Origin of the sequence: Streptomyces sp. PTY087I2, from assembly GCF_001687325.1 — a bacterium.
Lineage (GTDB): Bacteria > Actinomycetota > Actinomycetes > Streptomycetales > Streptomycetaceae > Streptomyces.
Map to the genome: position 1 here is coordinate 51139 of NZ_LZRD01000005.1, position 17156 is coordinate 68294.

18 protein-coding genes are annotated in these 17156 nt (G+C 72.3%); 5 read left to right on the forward strand and 13 right to left on the reverse strand.

The window, feature by feature from the left end; translation table 11 throughout:
• Positions 1-13 precede the first annotated feature (13 nt).
• The gene (locus A3Q37_RS06520; protein WP_065478856.1) at positions 14-784 is read left to right on the forward strand and encodes a GntR family transcriptional regulator; all 771 of its coding nucleotides are present in this window, start codon (positions 14-16) and stop codon (positions 782-784) included.
• A gap of 332 nt (positions 785-1116) precedes the next feature.
• Here A3Q37_RS06520 and A3Q37_RS06525 read toward each other — a convergent pair whose 3' ends face one another.
• The 3 genes from A3Q37_RS06525 to A3Q37_RS06535 all read right to left on the reverse strand — a co-directional run bounded on the left by A3Q37_RS06525 (position 1117) and on the right by A3Q37_RS06535 (position 4191).
• A complete protein-coding gene (locus A3Q37_RS06525; protein WP_065478859.1) occupies positions 1117-2274 on the reverse strand; it encodes an ROK family transcriptional regulator in 1158 nt (385 codons plus the stop codon).
• Positions 2275-2375: 101 nt separating this feature from the next.
• On the reverse strand, positions 2376-3026 hold the full coding sequence (locus A3Q37_RS06530) for a response regulator transcription factor (RefSeq protein ID WP_030623912.1): 651 nt from the start codon (positions 3024-3026) through the stop codon (positions 2376-2378).
• Positions 2998-4191 (reverse strand): sensor histidine kinase, encoded by a 1194-nt coding sequence (locus tag A3Q37_RS06535; RefSeq protein ID WP_065479530.1) that lies wholly within the window; start codon positions 4189-4191, stop codon positions 2998-3000. Before A3Q37_RS06535 ends, A3Q37_RS06530 begins: the two co-directional genes overlap by 29 nt.
• 108 nt (positions 4192-4299) lie before the next feature.
• On the opposite strand from A3Q37_RS06535, the gene A3Q37_RS06540 reads away from it, so the two are divergent.
• Both A3Q37_RS06540 and A3Q37_RS06545 read left to right on the forward strand, forming a co-directional pair.
• Positions 4300-5232 carry an ABC transporter ATP-binding protein gene (locus A3Q37_RS06540; protein ID WP_065478862.1) on the forward strand — a complete coding sequence of 311 codons (933 nt, stop codon included), beginning with the start codon at positions 4300-4302 and terminating at the stop codon, positions 5230-5232.
• Between the two features lie 2 nt (positions 5233-5234).
• Positions 5235-5972 (forward strand): ABC transporter permease, encoded by a 738-nt coding sequence (locus tag A3Q37_RS06545; protein WP_176711361.1) that lies wholly within the window; start codon positions 5235-5237, stop codon positions 5970-5972.
• A 32-nt stretch (positions 5973-6004) separates the two neighbouring features.
• Here the strand turns inward: A3Q37_RS06545 and mug are convergent, their stop codons facing one another.
• From mug to A3Q37_RS06575, 6 genes are all read right to left on the reverse strand, one after another.
• On the reverse strand, positions 6005-6619 hold the full coding sequence (mug, locus tag A3Q37_RS06550; protein ID WP_065478868.1) for a G/U mismatch-specific DNA glycosylase: 615 nt from the start codon (positions 6617-6619) through the stop codon (positions 6005-6007).
• A gap of 52 nt (positions 6620-6671) precedes the next feature.
• A complete protein-coding gene (purB, locus tag A3Q37_RS06555; RefSeq protein WP_006122910.1) occupies positions 6672-8114 on the reverse strand; it encodes an adenylosuccinate lyase in 1443 nt (480 codons plus the stop codon).
• Between the two features lie 96 nt (positions 8115-8210).
• Positions 8211-9059 carry an SGNH/GDSL hydrolase family protein gene (locus A3Q37_RS06560; protein WP_065478875.1) on the reverse strand — a complete coding sequence of 283 codons (849 nt, stop codon included), beginning with the start codon at positions 9057-9059 and terminating at the stop codon, positions 8211-8213.
• 55 nt (positions 9060-9114) lie between these two features.
• Positions 9115-10134, reverse strand: a complete 1020-nt coding sequence (locus A3Q37_RS06565) for a hemolysin family protein (protein WP_065478877.1) — start codon at positions 10132-10134, stop codon at positions 9115-9117.
• Positions 10131-11468, reverse strand: coding sequence for a hemolysin family protein (locus A3Q37_RS06570; RefSeq protein ID WP_065478880.1), 1338 nt, complete (start codon positions 11466-11468; stop codon positions 10131-10133). The genes A3Q37_RS06565 and A3Q37_RS06570 overlap by 4 nt, the downstream gene beginning before the upstream one ends.
• Before the next feature lie 114 nt (positions 11469-11582).
• Positions 11583-12023 carry a GNAT family N-acetyltransferase gene (locus tag A3Q37_RS06575; protein ID WP_065478883.1) on the reverse strand — a complete coding sequence of 147 codons (441 nt, stop codon included), beginning with the start codon at positions 12021-12023 and terminating at the stop codon, positions 11583-11585.
• Between the two features lie 95 nt (positions 12024-12118).
• Here A3Q37_RS06575 and A3Q37_RS06580 point away from each other — a divergent pair, with 95 nt between their 5' ends.
• Complete coding sequence (locus A3Q37_RS06580; RefSeq protein WP_065478886.1) at positions 12119-12346, forward strand: antitoxin; 228 nt, start codon at positions 12119-12121, stop codon at positions 12344-12346.
• Positions 12343-12714 carry a fic family toxin-antitoxin system, toxin component gene (locus tag A3Q37_RS06585; RefSeq protein ID WP_065478889.1) on the forward strand — a complete coding sequence of 124 codons (372 nt, stop codon included), beginning with the start codon at positions 12343-12345 and terminating at the stop codon, positions 12712-12714. Before A3Q37_RS06580 ends, A3Q37_RS06585 begins: the two co-directional genes overlap by 4 nt.
• A 21-nt stretch (positions 12715-12735) precedes the next feature.
• On the opposite strand, the gene A3Q37_RS06590 is transcribed toward A3Q37_RS06585, so the two are convergent.
• From A3Q37_RS06590 to bioB, 4 genes are all read right to left on the reverse strand, one after another.
• A complete protein-coding gene (locus A3Q37_RS06590; protein ID WP_065478892.1) occupies positions 12736-13419 on the reverse strand; it encodes a class I SAM-dependent methyltransferase in 684 nt (227 codons plus the stop codon).
• A 314-nt stretch (positions 13420-13733) separates the two neighbouring features.
• A complete protein-coding gene (gene bioD, locus A3Q37_RS06595) occupies positions 13734-14432 on the reverse strand; it encodes a dethiobiotin synthase (RefSeq protein ID WP_065478894.1) in 699 nt (232 codons plus the stop codon).
• A gap of 6 nt (positions 14433-14438) precedes the next feature.
• Positions 14439-15818: an adenosylmethionine--8-amino-7-oxononanoate transaminase gene (locus tag A3Q37_RS06600; protein WP_176711362.1), complete on the reverse strand. Its 1380-nt coding sequence runs from the start codon at positions 15816-15818 to the stop codon at positions 14439-14441.
• The gene (bioB, locus tag A3Q37_RS06605; RefSeq protein WP_065478897.1) at positions 15811-17097 is read right to left on the reverse strand and encodes a biotin synthase BioB; all 1287 of its coding nucleotides are present in this window, start codon (positions 17095-17097) and stop codon (positions 15811-15813) included. The genes A3Q37_RS06600 and bioB overlap by 8 nt, the downstream gene beginning before the upstream one ends.
• Positions 17098-17156: the final 59 nt, after the last annotated feature.

Consider the following 17156-nt stretch of genomic DNA (forward strand, 5'->3'; position numbering starts at 1 on the left):
TGCGGAGGACAGGGTGGGGACCACGCAGCTGGAATCGGTACAGGAGCCGAAGTACTGGCACCTCAAGACCGTGCTCAGTGAGGCACTCGACTCGGACTTTGCGGTGGGGGAGATCCTGCCCAACGAGCGGGACCTCGCGGCGCGGTTCGGTGTCGCGCGAGCCACGCTCCGGCAGGCCTTGGAGCAGCTCGAACTCGAAGGCAGACTGCAACGCCGCCGTGGTGTCGGGACGACCGTCGCCCCGCCGCGCGTGGGTGTCGCCGTCTCCACCGACCAGCGGGAGTGGGCGGACGGCGTCGGCAGCGAGGCCTGGCAGCCGCTCGACAGCACCATGGGCAAGGCCCCGGCGCCGGTGGCCGCGATGCTCGGAACGGACCCCGCCGAGCCGGTGCACGTGGTGCGCCGGATCCGCGACACCCAGGGGCAGGCGGTAGCGGCGGAGCTGCTGTACGTCCCCGCCTCCTCGGTCCCCGACCTCTCCGCCATCGAGGCCCCGTCCGGCGCCGTCCGCGCCCGGAGCGTCCTGCGCGAGCTGCACCGGCTCGGGCTCCAGGGCCAGGACCGCTCCGTGGAGCTCGGCTCCGCGCGGGCGGACGACGCGAAGGAACTGGACCGGCTCCCCGGCGCCCCCGTCCTCGTCGTCACCACCCGGTATTTCACCGTGGACGGTACGGCGGCCGTCTCGGTCGCCACCTACCGCGCGGACACCTGCCGGCTCACCTTCGGAGACTCCGGCGCGCTGGAGATCAGCCACGACGACCAGCCGGAGCGCCAGGCCTCCTGACACCGGCGGCCCGCTGGACCCCGCGCCCGCCGTTCTTCCCGACGACTTCGGTTCTCGGGGGAGAACGGCGGGCGCGAGTCGTTGAGGCCAGCCTGCGCGTGACGCGCTCGGTCCAGGTCTGCCCACGCCTGCCGCCGCCCAGTCCCTGGCCCGCTTGCGCCTGTCGCGCGTCGTCCTGGTCTGCTTGCGTCTGACCCGCTCAGTCCCCGGCCCGCCCGCGCCCGCGCCAGAGGCACTTAGTCCCCGGCCCGCCTACGCCTGACGCGCTCCGTCCCGGCCCGCCCGCGCCCGGCGACGCGCTCCGCCCTGCCCCGCCCGCCCCCGACGCGCGGTCAGCGGCGGGCCGTCACGGCTCCCTCGACGGCGAACAGTTCCTCTTCGACATGGTCCAGGGCCAGCCGCAGGGCCCCCGTCGCGACGGCGGCCTCTCCGAGCAGCGACAGGGTCACCCGGGGCGGGCGCAGGCAGTAGCGGGCCAGCTCCTTGCGGAGGGGTTCCAGCACCCCGTCCAGTCCGGCGGCCCAGCCGCCGACCACGACCAGCTCCGGGTCGAGCGCCAGCACCAGCGCCGCCACATCGTGCACCAGCCGCTGAACGAACCGCTCGACCGCCGCCTGGGCCCCCGCGTCGCCCTCCTTGGCCTTGGCGAACACCACGGCCACCGCCTGCTCGTCCAGCGGGTCCAGCGGTGTGTCCGTCGTCGACAGCAGATGCTCCGGCGTCAGCTCCCTGCCCAGCAGGTGCAGTGCGCCGATCTCCCCGGCGGCCCCGCCGAACCCCCGGTGCAGCCGCCCGCCGATCAGAGAGCCCGCACCGGGGCTCAGCCCTGCCAGGACGAAGACCACGTCGTCGGACTCGGTGGCCGCACCCTTCCAGTGCTCCGCCACCGCGGCGGCGTTGGCATCGTTCTCGACGAGTACGGGGCAGCGGAACGAACGACGCAGCCGCTCCCCGAGAGGGAGGCCGGTCCAGTCCGGCAGGGCCGTGCCCAGCCGTACGGTGCCGTCGGCCTCCACGATCCCGGGGCTGCCCACGCCGACCGCGCGCAGACTGCTCCGGGCCACTCCGGTGCGGCGCAGCACGTCCGCGATGACGGCCCGGACCTGGTCGAGCCGGTCGTCCGCGCCGGCGGTCTCCGACACCACGCGGGAGCCGGCCCCGATGATCCGACCGTCCAGCCCCGAGATGAGCGCTGAGACCCGGTGCGGGCCGATCTCCACACCCAGGAGGTGTCCCGCCTCGGCCCGGAAGCGGAACCTCCGGGCGGGGCGTCCCTGGCGTCGCGCCTCGCTCTCGTCGGGCACGGCCTCGACCACGAGACCCGCTTCGAAAAGCCCCTCGACGACCCCTTCGACCGTCGGCCGGGACAGCCCCGTGATCCGCGTCAGGTCCGTCAGCGTCGGCGCGCCGGCCCCCCTCAGGGCGTGCAGCACTACCGCGGAATTGATCCGCCGCAACAGCGACGGGTCCCCACCGGTCAGCCGGCCCACGGTATGTCCTCCCAGCTCGTGCGCATGTTCTGCCGGATCGTACTCGCTGGCCGGGACCCCTGCGACCAGCGAGGAAAGCCGGTACCGAGCCGCAACCTGGGTCACCCCGGGGCGACGAATCCGGACTCGTAGGCGGCGATGACCGCCTGCGTGCGGTCCCGCGCGCCCAACTTCGCCAGGACCGAGCTGACATGGGTCTTGACCGTCTGGATCCCGACGACGAGGTCGGCCGCGATTTCCGCGTTCGACAGCCCTCGGGCCATCAGCCGGAGCACTGCCGCCTCCCGGTCGGTGAGTGCCGCCCGATCGAGGGCGGCCCGCGCCTTGTCCGTCCCGTACTCGGCGGCGAGCTGCCGGACCGCCGCCGGAAACAGCAACGATTCACCCTCGGCCACCAGCCGCACGGCGTGCACGATCTCCGCCGGCCTGGCGCGCTTGAGCAGAAAGCCGTCCGCCCCCGCCCTCAACGCCTCGTACACGTACTCGTCGTTCTCGAACGTCGTCACCACCAGGATCTTCGGAGGATCCGGCACCGTACGCAGCACCAGCCGGGTCGCCTCGATGCCGTCCATCAGCGGCATCCGCACATCCATCGCCACCACGTCGGGCCGCAACCGGTTCACCAGGGGGATCACCGCGGCGCCGTCCGCCGCCTCACCCACCACCTCGATATCGGGCTGGGCCTCCAGGACGGCACGCAGACCGGCGCGCACCAAGGGCTCGTCATCGACCAGAAGAACGGTGAAGGGCATCCGACCAGCGTATGCCGTCCAGAGGGAGGCTCACGCGCACCCGCCACTCACCCTCCCGCGACTCCGTCCGTGCTTTCCCGCCCAGCAACGCGGCCCGCTCCCGTATACCGCGCAGTCCACTGCCGCTCCCCGGCAGACCGGCCGTCCCGGACAGCGGGTTGACCACCTCCAGCTCCAGCCGCTCGTCGGCCACCGTGATGCTCACCCGGACGGAAACCGGTCCCGCGTGACGGAGCACATTGGTCAGACTCTCCTGAAGAATCCGATACCCCTCCCGGGAAACCGGTGCCGGGACCAGGCCGAGATCCCCGGACACCCGCGCATCCACCGTCGCCCCGGAACTTCTCGCGGAGTCCAGAAGCCGCTCCGCCTCTCTCAGCGTCGGCCGCCGGCTCACGGGTGTGCCGGATTCGCGCAGCACCCGCAGCACCCGCTCCAGGTCCTCCAGCGCATCGCGGCCCGTCTCCTCGATGGCGGCCAGCGCCCGCTCCGTGAAGACGGGATCGTTCGCCGCCCGCGCCGCACCGGCCTGCACCACCGCCACCGTCAGCGCATGGCCGATGGAATCGTGCAGCTCCCGAGCCATGCGATTGCGCTCCAGCAACTGCTCGGTCAGCTCCTCCAGCACACTCAGCCGGTCCGTCGGCGAGGGGCCCAGCAGCCACCGGGCGGCGGCCGTACTGAGCCGGCCCCCGAGCACCACGAGAACGAGCAGCGGAACGATCGGCAGCGGTGCGAGCAGCACGTTCCACCAGTGCGGGCTCAAACCTTCCACCAGCCCGCCCGGAGGCCTGCCCGTCACCGAAAGGACGAGCTCGATCGAGGCCACGGGCAACCACAGGGCCAAAATCGCGGCGGCCGATATCAGGAGCCGCACCTCCAGCCAGAGCACGGTCCGCCACCGCTCGGCCCAACTGACCGAGGACGCCACCGCGATGGAGGCGTCGGGCTGCCCGCGCTCGGACGGAGTCAGCAGCAACTGCGCCTGTAGGCCCTCCTCGAGACGCATCGCGGGTATGAGGCCCACCGGCACCGCGAAGAGCAGGGGCATCCAGAGCTGGTCGGAGATGAAGAACCACACGCTGGCAGCGGCGGCCGGAATGAACATGTGCAACCAGCGGCTGTAAGTGACCGCGCTGGTCAGCGGGGTGAGGATGCGGTGCATGTCCTCATCGTCCCAGCGGGCCGAGCGGACCGGCTCCCCCATGAGAGGGAGACGAACCCCGCCGGCGGGGGAAGCGGCACACCCGCCGCACCGGCCAGGCTCGAAGACATGACCAGCATCGACGTCCACGAACTCACCAAGGAGTACGGAACCACCCGTGCGGTGGACCGCCTCAGCTTCCGCGTGCGACCGGGCAGGGTCACCGGATTCCTCGGCCCCAACGGCGCCGGCAAGTCCACGACCATGCGTCTCGTTCTCGGCCTGGACCGGCCGACCGGCGGCTCCGCCACGATCGGCGGGCGGCCCTACGCGGAGCTCCCCGAACCGCTGCGCACCGTCGGCGCCCTGCTCGACGCCCAGGCCGCGCACGGCTCACGCACAGCGCGCAGCCACCTGTCGGCACTCGCCGTGAGCAACGGCATACCCATGTCGCGGGTGGCGGCAGTGCTGGAGGAGACCGGACTCGGCGACGTGAGCACCCGGCGCATCAAGTCCTTCTCCCTCGGCATGCGCCAGCGTCTTGGGATCGCGGCCGCCCTGCTCGGCGACCCGCAGGTGGTCATGCTGGACGAGCCGTCGAACGGGCTGGACCCCGAGGGCATCATCTGGATCCGCGAACTCATGAAACGACTCGCCCGCGAGGGCCGGACGGTGCTGGTCTCCAGCCACCTCATGAACGAGACCGCCTCCTTCGCCGACCACCTGGTGGTGCTCGGCCGGGGCCGCCTGCTCGCCGACATGCCGATGAAGGAGTTCCTCGACTCCCGCAGCCGCCCCCGTGTACGCCTGCGCACGACCGAACCCGGCAGGCTCCGCCCGGCGCTGACCACCAGGGGTCTGACCGGGATACAGGCCGAGGACGACCGCTGGACGATCGACGGCGTCACAGCGGAAGAGATCGGAGCGATCGCCGCCGCCGAGGGCATTCCCCTGCTCGAACTGGGCGATGAACGGGCCACGTTGGAACAGGCCTACCTCGACCTCACGGCCGACGACACCCCCTTCGCCGCAACGACCACCCGCGACCGCACGGAGGCGTGAACATGACCTTGACGGCAGTACTCCACTCCGAGTGGATCAAGATCAGGTCGATACGGTCGGCCTACGGCTCCCTGATGGCCGTCTTCGCCATCACCCTCATCGTCACCGTGCTCGTCCTCGGGACCGTCGGCCAGGAGCAGGCGGAGCGGGCCGGATCCGATGCGGTCCTCAACGCCTTCTTCGCACTGAACTTCGGGCAGATCGCGGCCATCGCGTTCGGAGCGACCGCGGTTTCCTCGGAGTTCCTCAACGGAGCCCTGCGTATATCGCTCGCCGCGGTTCCCCGCCGCTCCCTCTTCTACGCGGCGAAGATGACGGCGATCGGCGGGGCGACGCTCGTCATCGGGCTGGTGACCAGCTTCGCGACGTTCCTGGTGGGGCAACTCTTCCTGGAGGAGCACGCGATCGGCCTGGGGCACCCCGGTGCGCTGCGCGCCGCCATCGGAGGAGGGGTCTATCTCGCGCTGATGGCGCTGCTCGCGGCAGGTCTCGCGGCACTCATGCGCAGCGCTGTCGCGGTGCTCAGTCTGCTCATACCGCTCCTTCTGATCGTCCCCTTCGTGCTCGTGGACGTCGCCACCGCGGTCGTGCGGTATCTGCCCGACCGCGCCGGGCAGGCGGTGCTGCACCAGAATCCGGGAGACGGCCTGGGGCCATGGACGGGCCTGGTAGTGGCAACCGCATGGGCGTCGGCAGCGCTCCTGGCGGGCTGGTGGGCGGTCCGCAACCGGGACGCGTGAGGCCCAAACCGAAAGGAGGCGGCGGGCTCGCCTCAGTCGGTCAGTGCCGGGCCGACGGTCGGCCGGCCGGCGGGGAGGGGCGGGTGAGCACAGCCTCCCGGAGGGGAGGAGCAGTCGAGCACGGCCTCCCGGAGGCGGGCGTACTCCTCGGCCATGCTCTGCACCGTCCAGTGGGCGTTGAGGCCGCTGGGGTTGGGGAGGGCCCACACGCGGGCGCCGCCGATCGTGCGCTCCTGCCGGCCGATGCGGGCCTTGGGCTTCCCGAAGGCCGTGCGGTAGGCGGTGATGCCGACCACGGCGAGCCACTGTGGGGCGAGCCGTTCGACCTTGGCGGTCAGGTCGGCCCCGCCCTTGCGGAACTCCTCCGCGTCCAGCTCGTCCGCCCGGGCCGTGGCCCGCGCCACCACGTTGGTGATCCCGAGTCCGAGGCCGAGCAGCTCGCCCTGCTCCGCCGGACGCAACTGCCGCGGGGTGAAACCGGAGCGGTGCAGGACCGGCCAGAACCGGTTCCCCGGGTGGGCGAAGTGGTGGCCCGTCACCGCGGTCGTCAGGCTCGGGTTGATGCCGCAGAAGAGCACGCGCAGACCGTCCGCGGCCACATCGGCGACGATGCGGCCACGGGCGGCGTTGAGCTCTTCGGGCGTCATGCGACCTCGGAATTCGTACGGCTTCGGGGCCGTACGGTGACGGCGGCGCCGGTCAGAGGATCGAGCCGGGGGTGTAGCCCGCGGCCTCGGGGTGCTGCTTGGTGATCTCCTCGATCCGGGCGACCAGCGACGTCACCTGGTCACCGGCGGCGCCCGTGAACGACAGCTTGTCGGCCATCAGCTCGTCCAGCTGCGCGCGGTCCAGCGGGATCCGCTCGTCCGCGGCGAGCTTGTCGAGCAGCTCGTTGCGCTCGGCGCCCTGCTCCCGCATCGCGAGGGCGGAGGCGACCGCGTTCTCCTTGATCGCCTCGTGCGCCAGCTCACGGCCGACCCCGGCCCGTACGGCGCCCATCAGGACCTTGGTGGTGGCCAGGAAGGGGAGGTAGCGGTCCAGCTCGCGCGCCACGACCGCGGGGAACGCGCCGAACTCGTCCAGCACCGTCAGGAAGGTCTCCAGGAGGCCGTCGAACGCGAAGAACGCGTCCGGGAGCGCCACCCGGCGGACCACGGAGCAGGACACGTCGCCCTCGTTCCACTGGTCGCCCGCCAGCTCACCCGTCATCGAGGCGTAGCCGCGCAGGATCACCATCAGACCGTTGACCCGCTCGCAGGAGCGCGTGTTCATCTTGTGCGGCATCGCGGACGAGCCGACCTGGCCGGGCTTGAAGCCCTCGGTCACCAGCTCGTGGCCCGCCATCAGCCGGATGGTCTTCGCCACCGACGAGGGCGCCGCGGCCAGCTGCACCAGGGCGGTGACCACGTCGTAGTCGAGCGACCGGGGGTAGACCTGGCCGACCGAGGTGAACGCCTCGGCGAAGCCGAGATGCCCGGCGATGCGCTGCTCCAGCTCGGCGAGCTTGCCCGCGTCGCCGCCGAGCAGGTCCAGCATGTCCTGCGCGGTGCCGACCGGGCCCTTGATCCCGCGCAGCGGGTAGCGGGAGAGCAGGTCCTCCAGGCGGCCGTAGGCGACCAGCAGCTCGTCGGCGGCGGTCGCGAAGCGCTTGCCCAGCGTCGTCGCCTGCGCGGCGACGTTGTGCGAGCGTCCGGCGATCACCAGCTCGCGGTACTCCGCCGCGAGCTTGCCGAGCCGGGCCAGCACGGCCACGGTGCGGTCGCGCATCAGCTCCAGCGAGAGGCGGATCTGCAACTGCTCGACGTTCTCCGTCAGATCCCGCGAGGTCATGCCCTTGTGGACCTGCTCATGACCGGCGAGGGCGTTGAACTCCTCGATCCGGGCCTTCACGTCATGCCGGGTGACCTTCTCGCGCTCGGCGATGGAGGCCAGGTCCACCTGGTCCAGCACCCGCTCGTAGTCGGCCAGCGCCGCGTCGGGCACCTCGATCCCGAGGTCCTTCTGAGCGCGCAGCACCGCCAGCCACAGCTGACGCTCCAGCTTCACCTTCTGCTCGGGGGACCAGAGGACGGCCAGCTCCGCGGAGGCGTAGCGGCCGGCCAGGACATTGGGGATGCGAGGCTTCGCAGACACGGCGTTCACGTAGACGGATTCTACTGGCGATTCGTGCAGGCCAGCGCCGCGCCCCCGTTTGTGGCTTGCTACGAGGGAGGGCCGGCCACGCACGAGGGAGGGCCGCTACGAGGGTGCGGGGGAGGCGGCCCGGCGCCACTCCGTCACCGGGCCGGGGGTCTCGGCGTCCGCGGGCGTGATCCAGAAGGCCTGGCCCGTCGCCGCGTCGAACTGGGCGCCCGAGCGTCCGTCGCCGGAGGAACGGCCGGTGAGCCGCCGTCCGATCCAGGGGGCCAGGTGCTGCCGGGCGAAGCGGATGTCCTCCGCTCGCCGGGCCGCCCAGCGCGGCGGCGCGGTCGCGGGCATCCGCGCACGCCAGTCCAGCTCCGCCGGCAGCCCCAGCGTCTGCCAGACGGCCTCGGCGACGCGCCGGTGGCCCTCGGCGGTGAGGTGGAGCCGGTCGACGTCCCACATCCGGGGGTCGGCGATCGAGGGCGCGGAGTAGAGGTCCACCACCGCGGCGCCGTGCTGCCCGGCCAGCTCGTCGATCAGGGCGAACAGCGCCTCCACCCGGGGGCGGAACCGGTCGAACACCGGCCCGCTGCGGCCGGGGCTGCGCATCAGCACCAGCTGCTTGCAGGTCGGTGCGAGACGCTCCACGGCCTCTTCGAGCCGACCCCTGACCATCCCCATGTCGCACTTGGGTCGCAAGGTGTCGTTGAGGCCGCCGACGAGCGTGACCACATCGGCCCGGAGCGCGGCCGCCGCCTCCACCTGCTCGTCGACGATCTGGCCGATGAGCTTTCCGCGTACGGCGAGATTGGCGTACCGGAAACCGGGGGACCGGACCGCGAGCCGGGCGGCGAGGACGTCGGCCCAGCCGCGGTACGTACCGTCGGCGAGCAGGTCGGACATGCCCTCGGTGAACGAGTCGCCGACCGCGACGAGACTGGTGTAGGAGGCATTCAATTCCATGGCCCGATGAGCGTACCGGTCGGTAGGTCGGTAGGCCAGCCGGTCGGCCGGGAGGTCAGCGGGACCCCGGCCGTCCGACGAGTTCGCGGAGCACGTCCTCCATCGTGACCATGCCCGCCAGCCGCCCGTCCTCGTCGAGGACCGCCGCCAGATGGGTCCGGCTGCGGCGCAGCGCGGTCAGCGCGTCGTCCAGCGGGGTCGCCGCCCGGACCCGGGCGATCGGCCGCATCGCCGACACCGGGAAGGGAACGTCGCGGGGCGTGGCGTCCAGGGCGTCCTTCACATGGAGGTAGCCGAGGATGCGCTGCTCGCTGTCCATCACCGGGAAGCGGGAGAACCCGGACTCGGACGAGAGCCGCTCCAGCTCCTCCGGGGTCGTGCCGACCCTCGCGTACAGCACCCGGTCGACCGGCATCACCACGTCCCGCACCGGCCGGCGGCCCAGCTCCAGAGCATGGTGGAGGCGTTGCGCGGAACGGTCGTCGACCAGCCCGGCGTCCCCCGCGTCCTGCACCATCCGGGCCAGTTCGTCGTCCGAGAACGTCGCGGAGACCTCGTCCTTCGTCTCCACCCGCAACAGCTTCAGCAGCGCGTTGGCGAACGCGTTGATCGTGAAGATCACCGGCCGCAGGGCCCGGGCCATCGCGACCAGCGGCGGACCCAGAAGCAGGGCGCTCCGGGCCGGTTCGGCCAGGGCGATGTTCTTCGGGACCATCTCGCCCAGCAGCATGTGCAGATACGTCGCCACGCTCAGCGCGATGACGAACGACAGCGGGTGCACCAGGCCGTGCGGCACCCCGACCGCGTCGAAGACCGGCTCCAGCAGATGCGCGATGGCCGGTTCGGCGACGATGCCCAGCACCAGGGTGCAGAGCGTGATGCCGAGCTGGGCGGCGGCGAGCAGCGCCGATACGTGCTCCAGGCCCCAGATGACGCTGCGGGCCCGCCGGTTGCCGGCCTCGGCCTCCGGTTCGATCTGGCTGCGGCGCACCGAGATCAGGGCGAATTCGGCGCCCACGAAGAAGGCGTTGGCCACGAGGGTCAGCAGACCGATGAAGAGCTGGAGAACGATCACCGTCCGTCCTCCGTCCGGTCCTCGGACCCCGGCAGCGGGGCGTGCAGCAGGGCCCGCGCGGCCCGGCGGCCCGACGCGTCCACCACATCGATCCGCCAGCCCGCCAGCTCGACGCTGTCGTCCACCGTCGGGATCCGCCCGAGCTCGGCGGCGATCAGCCCGGCGAGGGTCTCGTAGGGCCCCTCCGGCACCCGCAGACCGATCCTGCGGAGCTGGTCGGTGCGCGCCGCCCCGTCGGCCGACCACAGGGTGCGGCCGTCGGCGTCCTCACCGGCGGCGGCGAGATCGGGCGTCTCGTGCGGATCGTGTTCGTCGCGGACCTCGCCGACGACTTCCTCCACGATGTCCTCCAGCGTCGCGACCCCGGCCGTACCGCCGTACTCGTCGATCACCACGGCCATGGCGAGCTTCCCGGACAGCCGGTCCAGCAGCCTGTCCACGGTGAGCGTCTCCGGTGCGAGCAGGGGCTCGCGCAGCAGCTCCGAGACGCGGGTCCGGGGCCGCCGGTCGGCGGGGATCGCCAGCACGTCCTTGATATGGGCCACGCCGACCACGGTGTCCAGGCTGCCCCGGTAGACGGGGAAGCGGGACAGACCGGTCGCCCGCGTGGCGTTGGCGACATCCTCGGCCGTCGCGTGCAGGTCCAGCGCGGTCACCTGGACCCGCGGGGTCATCACGTTCTCCGCCGTCAGCTCCGAGAGGTTCAGGGTGCGGACGAACAGCTCGGCGGTGTCCGCCTCCAGCGCGCCCTCCTTCGCGGAGTGCCGGGCCAGCGCCACCAGCTCCTGCGGGCTGCGGGCGGAGGCCAGCTCCTCGGTCGGCTCCAGACCGAAGCGGCGCACGATCCGGTTGGCGGTGTTGTTCAGATGGCTGATGAAGGGCCGGAACACCGCCGTGAACCCGCGCTGCGGTGTCGCCACCGCCTTGGCCACGGCCAGCGGGGAGGAGATCGCCCAGTTCTTCGGGACCAGCTCGCCGACCACCATCAGGACCACCGTGGACAGCGCCGTACCGATGACGAGCGCCAGGGTGGACGCGGCGGCGGGATGCAGCCCCGCCGCCTCGACGGGGCCGCGGATCAGCTTGGCGATGGACGGCTCGGAGAGCATGCCGATCACCAGGTTGGTGACGGTGATGCCGAGCTGGGCCCCCGAGAGCTGGAACGTGAGACTCCGGACGGCCTTCAGCGCGCTCGCGGCACCCCGCTCGCTCCGCTCGACAGCCCGTTCGAGTTCGCCGCGCTCCACCGTGGTCAGGGAGAACTCCGCCGCGACGAACGCGCCGCAGGCGACGCAGAGCAGCAGGGCGACGAGCAGCAGAAGCACTTCGGTCATCGGTTCACCTCCGTCCCATGATCGGGCAGGGGCGGGGGGACCGCGCGGTGTCGGAGGAGCCGGAGGAGCACGTCATCGTAGGCGTCTGCCCAGCAGCGGCCCTCTCCTACCGCGTCAGTCCGTCAGATGCCTCACCCAGCGGCTCCACTGCGGCTCGGGCCCATACCCCGCCGCGCGCCAGGCGTGGTGGGCCGAGGCGTTGCGGTCGAGGACCATGGCGTCGGCGCGCCGCCCGCCCAGAGCGGTGAACCGTTCCTCCGCCGCCGCGAGGAGGGCGCTCCCCACGCCCCGGCGCCGCTGGTCCGGGTGGACCGCGAGGCGGTAGAGATGGCAGCGCCAGCCGTCGAACCCCGCGATGACCGTGCCGACCAGCACCCCCTCCCGCTCGGCCAGGATCAACGCTTCGGGGTCCCGTTCCACCAGGCGGGCGACCCCGTCCCCGTCGTCGCTGATGCTGGTGCCCTCGGCGGCCACCTTCCAGAAGGCGAGGACCTCGTCCAGATCGGCCGGGGTCGCGGACCGTATCGACATCGAAAGATCGTTCATGGCGGCCATCCCACCATCCGCCGCACCGGGGCGTCGATCGCATTCCGGATGGCGGTCGCACGCTCCCCTTGCCGGTGCTAGCGCGACCGCGCTAGCGTGGTCGGGTGCCCAAGACACAGCTGAACGTCCGAGTGGACGAGGCCACCGCCGAGGCCGCGCGGCAGCGCGCGCTGGAGAGGGGGATGAGCGTGAACCGCTACATAGAGGAACTCGTCCAGCGGGACGCGGGCGAGGCGGGACACACCTTCGTCGAGGCCGCGGCCGACTTCATGAAGCAGTACGAGTCGGTGTTCGCCGAGGAGTTCGGCCCGGAGCGCGAAGGCACCCGTTGAACCTGCGGATCGACCTCTCCTGGCTGCTGATGGTCGCCGAGCACAAGACGCCCGGAGACCCGCAGGTCGTCGACTGGGGCGCGCTCGTCGCCGCCGTGGCCCGGCACGACGCGGAGATCTTCGGCAGCACCGTCTACAGCGACCCGCACGCACGGGCGGCCGCCCTGTTGCAGCTGCTGCTGCATGTGCCCGCGCTCGAACACTCCAACGCGATGTTCGCCTCGGCCGTCGCGTACGGCTACCTCGTCGCCTCCGGGCTCAAGGTCATCACCTCGCCCGAGCAGGTCCGCGATCTGGCGCTGCTGGTGAAGCAGGGCAAGGCGGACGTACGGGCGATCGCCGACGAGCTGCGCCGGTGGAGCGTGTGAGGCTTCAGTCCCCGTCCTCGTTCAGCCCCCGTCTTCCGTGAACGGCTTGCGGGCCACGCCCAGGACACAGGGCGACGAGGGCATCTGAAGGCCCGTCTCCGGAATGCGCAGCCTGCGGTACGTGCCCAGCTCGAAGCCCGCCGCCTCGATCGCGGCCAAGGGGTTCCGGGCCGTGTGGCAGCCGCCGAAGAGCAGCGGCCACAGGGTCCGGTCGGCCGCCCGCTGCGCCGTCGCCAGCGCCCGCCCCGGCGCCAGCCCGTGCTCGAAGAACCGCAGCTCGCCGCCCGGCCGCAGGACCCGCTTGATCTCGGCGAGCGCCCGGGGCAGATCCCGTACGGTGCACAACACCAGGGACGCCACCGCCCCGTCGAACGCCTCGCTCTTGACCGGCAGCGCCTCGGCCGCCCCTGGCACCACGTCCACCGGCACCTCGGCGCGCAGGGCGGCGCGGACCGCGAGCTGCCGCAGCGAGCGTTCCGGCTCCAGCGCCACGACCTCCGAGACGGCGCCGGGGTAGTGGGCGAAGTTCAGCCCGTTTCCCGCACCGACCTCGATGACCCGGCCGGAGAGCCCCGACAGCAGCTCCTCGCGGTACGCGGCGACGCCGCCCCGCAGATCGGCGGCCACGCTGAACCGGGCGTAGAAGCGGGCGAAGACCGGGTGGTGCACGGCGTCCCGGGGGAGCTTCCTGCTGCGCAACTGCATGACGGACCTCCGTTACGGAGAGGGCGTGGGCACCTAGGGGGTGTCGTAGGCCTGTCTGAGGCGATTCTCCCCCGAATCGCCTCCGGATAGCCCCCGGGCGGCCCGGGACGCATGGTCCGGTAGCGCCCGGACAGCCCCGCGAGGTCCGGTCAGTGGCCTCCGGGGAGCCCCGCGGCGTCCGGCCCGGCAGCCCCCGGGCAGCCCGAAGCCTTACCGGAATGGGTCCTACCGGTCCAGGCCTCACCGAACGGGCCCTACCGGTCCGGGCCTTACCGAACGGGCCCTGACGGAACGGGCCCGACCGGTCCGTGGCCTCAGTGCCGTCCCGGAGCCCAGCTTCCGCCCAGTTCCGGCGCGAGCCACCGCGCCGCGCCCGCCGCGAAGTCCGCGCCCGGCAGTGCGCCCGCGCCGGCCGGCACCGCGCCCAGCAGCGGCGCACCGGCCGCCACCGGCAAGTCCTCGATGTTGCACCGGGACGCGAGGTCCGGCTCCGCCGGCATGCTGCCGATCACCACACCCCGGCAGCCGAGCCCCCGGCTCCGCAGCGCCTCGGCCGTCAACGCGGTGGCGTTCAGCGTGCCCAGACCCGCCGGGGACACCACCAGCACCGGAGCGGACAGCAGCCGGGCCGCGTCCGCGAGGGTCCCGCCCTCGTCGTCGAACCGCACGAGCAGCCCGCCCGCACCCTCCACCAGCACGAGGTCGTGCTCGGTGGCCAGCTTCTGAGCCGCCTCGGCGACCTCGAACGGCCGCACCGGCGCGAGCCCCGCCCGCCGGGCCGCCGTGGCCGGGGCCAACGGCTCGGGGAACCGGGCCAGTTCGACCGCCGTCACATGACTGCCCGCCAGACGCGCGACCTCGGCCGCGTCGCCCGGCTCCCCGGGGGCGAGCCCGGTCTGCGCGGGCTTGAGCACCGCGACCCGGCGCCCCCGCGCGGCGGCCGCCACAGCAGCGGTCACCACGGTCTTGCCGATCTCCGTGCCCGTACCGGACACCACCAGAATCGTCGACATATCGGTTCAGCCCTCCCGGGCCGCGGCGCACACGGCCCGGCAGATCCGGGCCACGTCCTCGTCGCCCGTGACGTACGGCGGCATCGTGTAGACGAGATCGCGGAACGGCCGCAGCCACACGCCCTCGCGCACGGCCGCGCGGGTCGCCGCCGCCATGTCCACCTCGTGGTCGAGCTGGACGACCCCGATCGCCCCGAGGACGCGTACGTCCACGACGCCCGGGAGATCCGCTGCGGGAGCGAGCCCGGCGCGCAGCCCGGCACCGATCCGCGCCACCTCGCCCTCCCAGTCCTGCCCGAGCAGCAGGTCCACCGAGGCCGAGGCCACCGACGCGGCCAGCGGGTTGCCCATGAACGTCGGCCCGTGCGCCAGCACCGGCACCTCGCCGCTGGAAATGCCCTCGGCCACCCGGGTGGTGCACAGCGTCGCCGCCATCGTGAGATAACCGCCGGTCAGCGCCTTGCCGACGCACATGACGTCCGGCGAGATCCCGGCGTGCCCGGCGGCGAACAGCGTGCCCGTACGCCCGAAACCGGTCGCGATCTCGTCGAGGACCAGCAGTACGTCGTGCTCGTCGCACGCCTCGCGCAGCACCCGCAGATAGGCGGGGGAGTGGAACCGCATCCCGCCGGCCCCCTGCACGACCGGCTCCACGATGACCGCCGCCAACTCCTCGGCGTGCGCGGCGACCAGCTCCCGCAGATGGGTGACGTACCCCGGATCCGGCTCCGCGTCGAAACCGTCCGGCGGGGCGTCGGCGAAGACCTGCCGGGGAAGAGAGCCCGACCACAGCTCGTGCATCCCGCCCTCCGGGTCGCACACCGACATCGGCTGCCAGGTGTCCCCGTGGTAGCCCCCGCGCCAGGTCAGCAGCCGACGCTTGGCCGGACGGCCCGCCGAACGCCAGAATTGCAGGCACATCTTGACCGCGACCTCGACCGACACGGACCCCGAGTCGGCGAGGAAGACATGCTGGAGCGGTTCGGGGGTGATCTCCACCAGCCGGGTCGCCAGCCGGACGGCGGGCTCGTGCGTGAGCCCGCCGAACATCACATGGCTCATCCGGTCCAGCTGGCCGCGTGCGGCCTCGTTGAGAACCGGGTGGTTGTAACCGTGCACCGCCGACCACCAGGACGACATGCCGTCCACCAACTCGCGCTGCCCCTCGACGGGTTCGGCGAGCCGGAGCCGTACCCCGGAGGCCGACTCCACGATCAGCGGCTCCTGCCGGCCCGGCATCGGACCGTACGGGTGCCAGACGTGCGCCCGGTCGAGCGCGCGCAGCTCGTCGGGGGCGTACGGCTTGGGCGCGGCGGGTCCGGAGTGCGCGACCGGCCCGGAGGGCTCGGCGGGCCGGGGGAGCGCGGGGGCGTACGGCTCAGGCATTGGGGGCGAGATCCGTCCCCGCACCGCGCCGGCGCACCGCCACCAGATCCGTACGCGGCGCGCCGTTGACCTCCGTACGCGCCGCCCCGTTCGCCTCCGAACGCGCGGCCGGAGCATCCGCGTCCGCGTCGGCGACGGCCACCGGTTCCTGCTCCGCGTGGCCACCGCACGGTCCGCAGCCGCCCCCGCCCCCGTGCGAACCGCACCCTGCGGACTCCTGCGTTCCGCACCCGGCCGGCTCCGCCGACGTACCGCAGCCGCCGGCCAGCGCGTCGGCCCGGTGGCGCGGCAGGGTCGTCGTGCCCGCGCCCTCCACCTCGAAGCCGGCGTCCGCGATCATGTCCAGGTCGGCCTGACCGGCCTGGCCCTCACTCGTCAGATAGTCGCCCAGGAAGATCGAGTTGACCAGGTGCAGGGCCAGCGGCTGCATCGAGCGCAGATGCACCTCACGGCCGCCCGCGAGCCGCACCTCGACGTCCGGGCAGACGAAGCGGACCATCGCCAGAATGCGCAGGCAGCGCTGCGGGGTGAGGTTCCACTCCTTGGCGAGAGGCGTCCCCTCGAACGGGATCAGGAAGTTCACCGGCACCGAGTCCGGGTCCAGGTCGCGCAGCGCGAACACCACGTCGACCAGGTCCTTGTCGCTCTCGCCCATCCCGGCGATCAGCCCGGAACACGCCGAGAGGCCGGCCGCCTGGGCCTGCTGCACGGTCTCCACCCGGTCCGCGTAGGTGTGGGTGGTGGTGATCGCCCCGTACGTCTCCTCGGACGTGTTCAGGTTGTGGTTGTACGCGTCGGCGCCCGCCGTACGCAGCCGGTCGGCCTGGCCGTCGGAGAGCAGACCGAGGCAGGCGCAGACCTCGATGCCCTCGTTCTCCTCCTTGATGGCCTCGATGGTCTTGGTGACCCGGTCGACGTCCCGGTCCGTGGGCCCGCGTCCGCTCGCCACCAGACAGACCCGCTTCGCGCCGCCCGCCACCCCGGCGGCGGCCGCCTTGGACGCCTCCTCCGGCTTCAGCCAGGTGTACTTGAGGATTCCGGCCTTCGAGCCGAGCCGCTGCGAGCAGTAGGAGCAGTCCTCGGGGCAGAGCCCGGACTTGAGATTGACCAGATAGTTGAGCTTGACGCGCCGCCCGAACCACTGACGGCGCACCTTCCCGGCGGCGGCCACCACGTCGAGCAGCTCGTCGTCGGAGGTCGCCAGTACGGCGAGCGCTTCTTCGCGGGTCGGCAGTTCGCGCCGCAGCCCCTTGTCCACCAGCGTGTTCAGCAGGTCCATGAAAGATGATCCTGACGTACGGCACCGCCTCCAGCCAAGGAGGAACCAGACAGGAGACC

Coding starts and splice junctions, on each gene's coding strand:
- A3Q37_RS06530 (WP_030623912.1), bottom strand. CDS start 3,026: ATGCCCTTCACCGTTCTTCTGGTCGATGACGAGCCCTTGGTGCGCGCC.
- A3Q37_RS06560 (WP_065478875.1), bottom strand. CDS start 9,059: ATGGAATTGAATGCCTCCTACACCAGTCTCGTCGCGGTCGGCGACTCG.
- bioB (WP_065478897.1), bottom strand. CDS start 17,097: ATGGACCTGCTGAACACGCTGGTGGACAAGGGGCTGCGGCGCGAACTG.
- mug (WP_065478868.1), bottom strand. CDS start 6,619: ATGACGCCCGAAGAGCTCAACGCCGCCCGTGGCCGCATCGTCGCCGAT.
- A3Q37_RS06575 (WP_065478883.1), bottom strand. CDS start 12,023: ATGGCCGCCATGAACGATCTTTCGATGTCGATACGGTCCGCGACCCCG.
- A3Q37_RS06570 (WP_065478880.1), bottom strand. CDS start 11,468: ATGACCGAAGTGCTTCTGCTGCTCGTCGCCCTGCTGCTCTGCGTCGCC.
- A3Q37_RS06590 (WP_065478892.1), bottom strand. CDS start 13,419: ATGCAGTTGCGCAGCAGGAAGCTCCCCCGGGACGCCGTGCACCACCCG.
- A3Q37_RS06540 (WP_065478862.1), top strand. CDS start 4,300: ATGACCAGCATCGACGTCCACGAACTCACCAAGGAGTACGGAACCACC.
- A3Q37_RS06600 (WP_176711362.1), bottom strand. CDS start 15,818: ATGCCTGAGCCGTACGCCCCCGCGCTCCCCCGGCCCGCCGAGCCCTCC.
- A3Q37_RS06535 (WP_065479530.1), bottom strand. CDS start 4,191: ATGCACCGCATCCTCACCCCGCTGACCAGCGCGGTCACTTACAGCCGC.
- bioD (WP_065478894.1), bottom strand. CDS start 14,432: ATGTCGACGATTCTGGTGGTGTCCGGTACGGGCACGGAGATCGGCAAG.
- A3Q37_RS06545 (WP_176711361.1), top strand. CDS start 5,235: ATGACCTTGACGGCAGTACTCCACTCCGAGTGGATCAAGATCAGGTCG.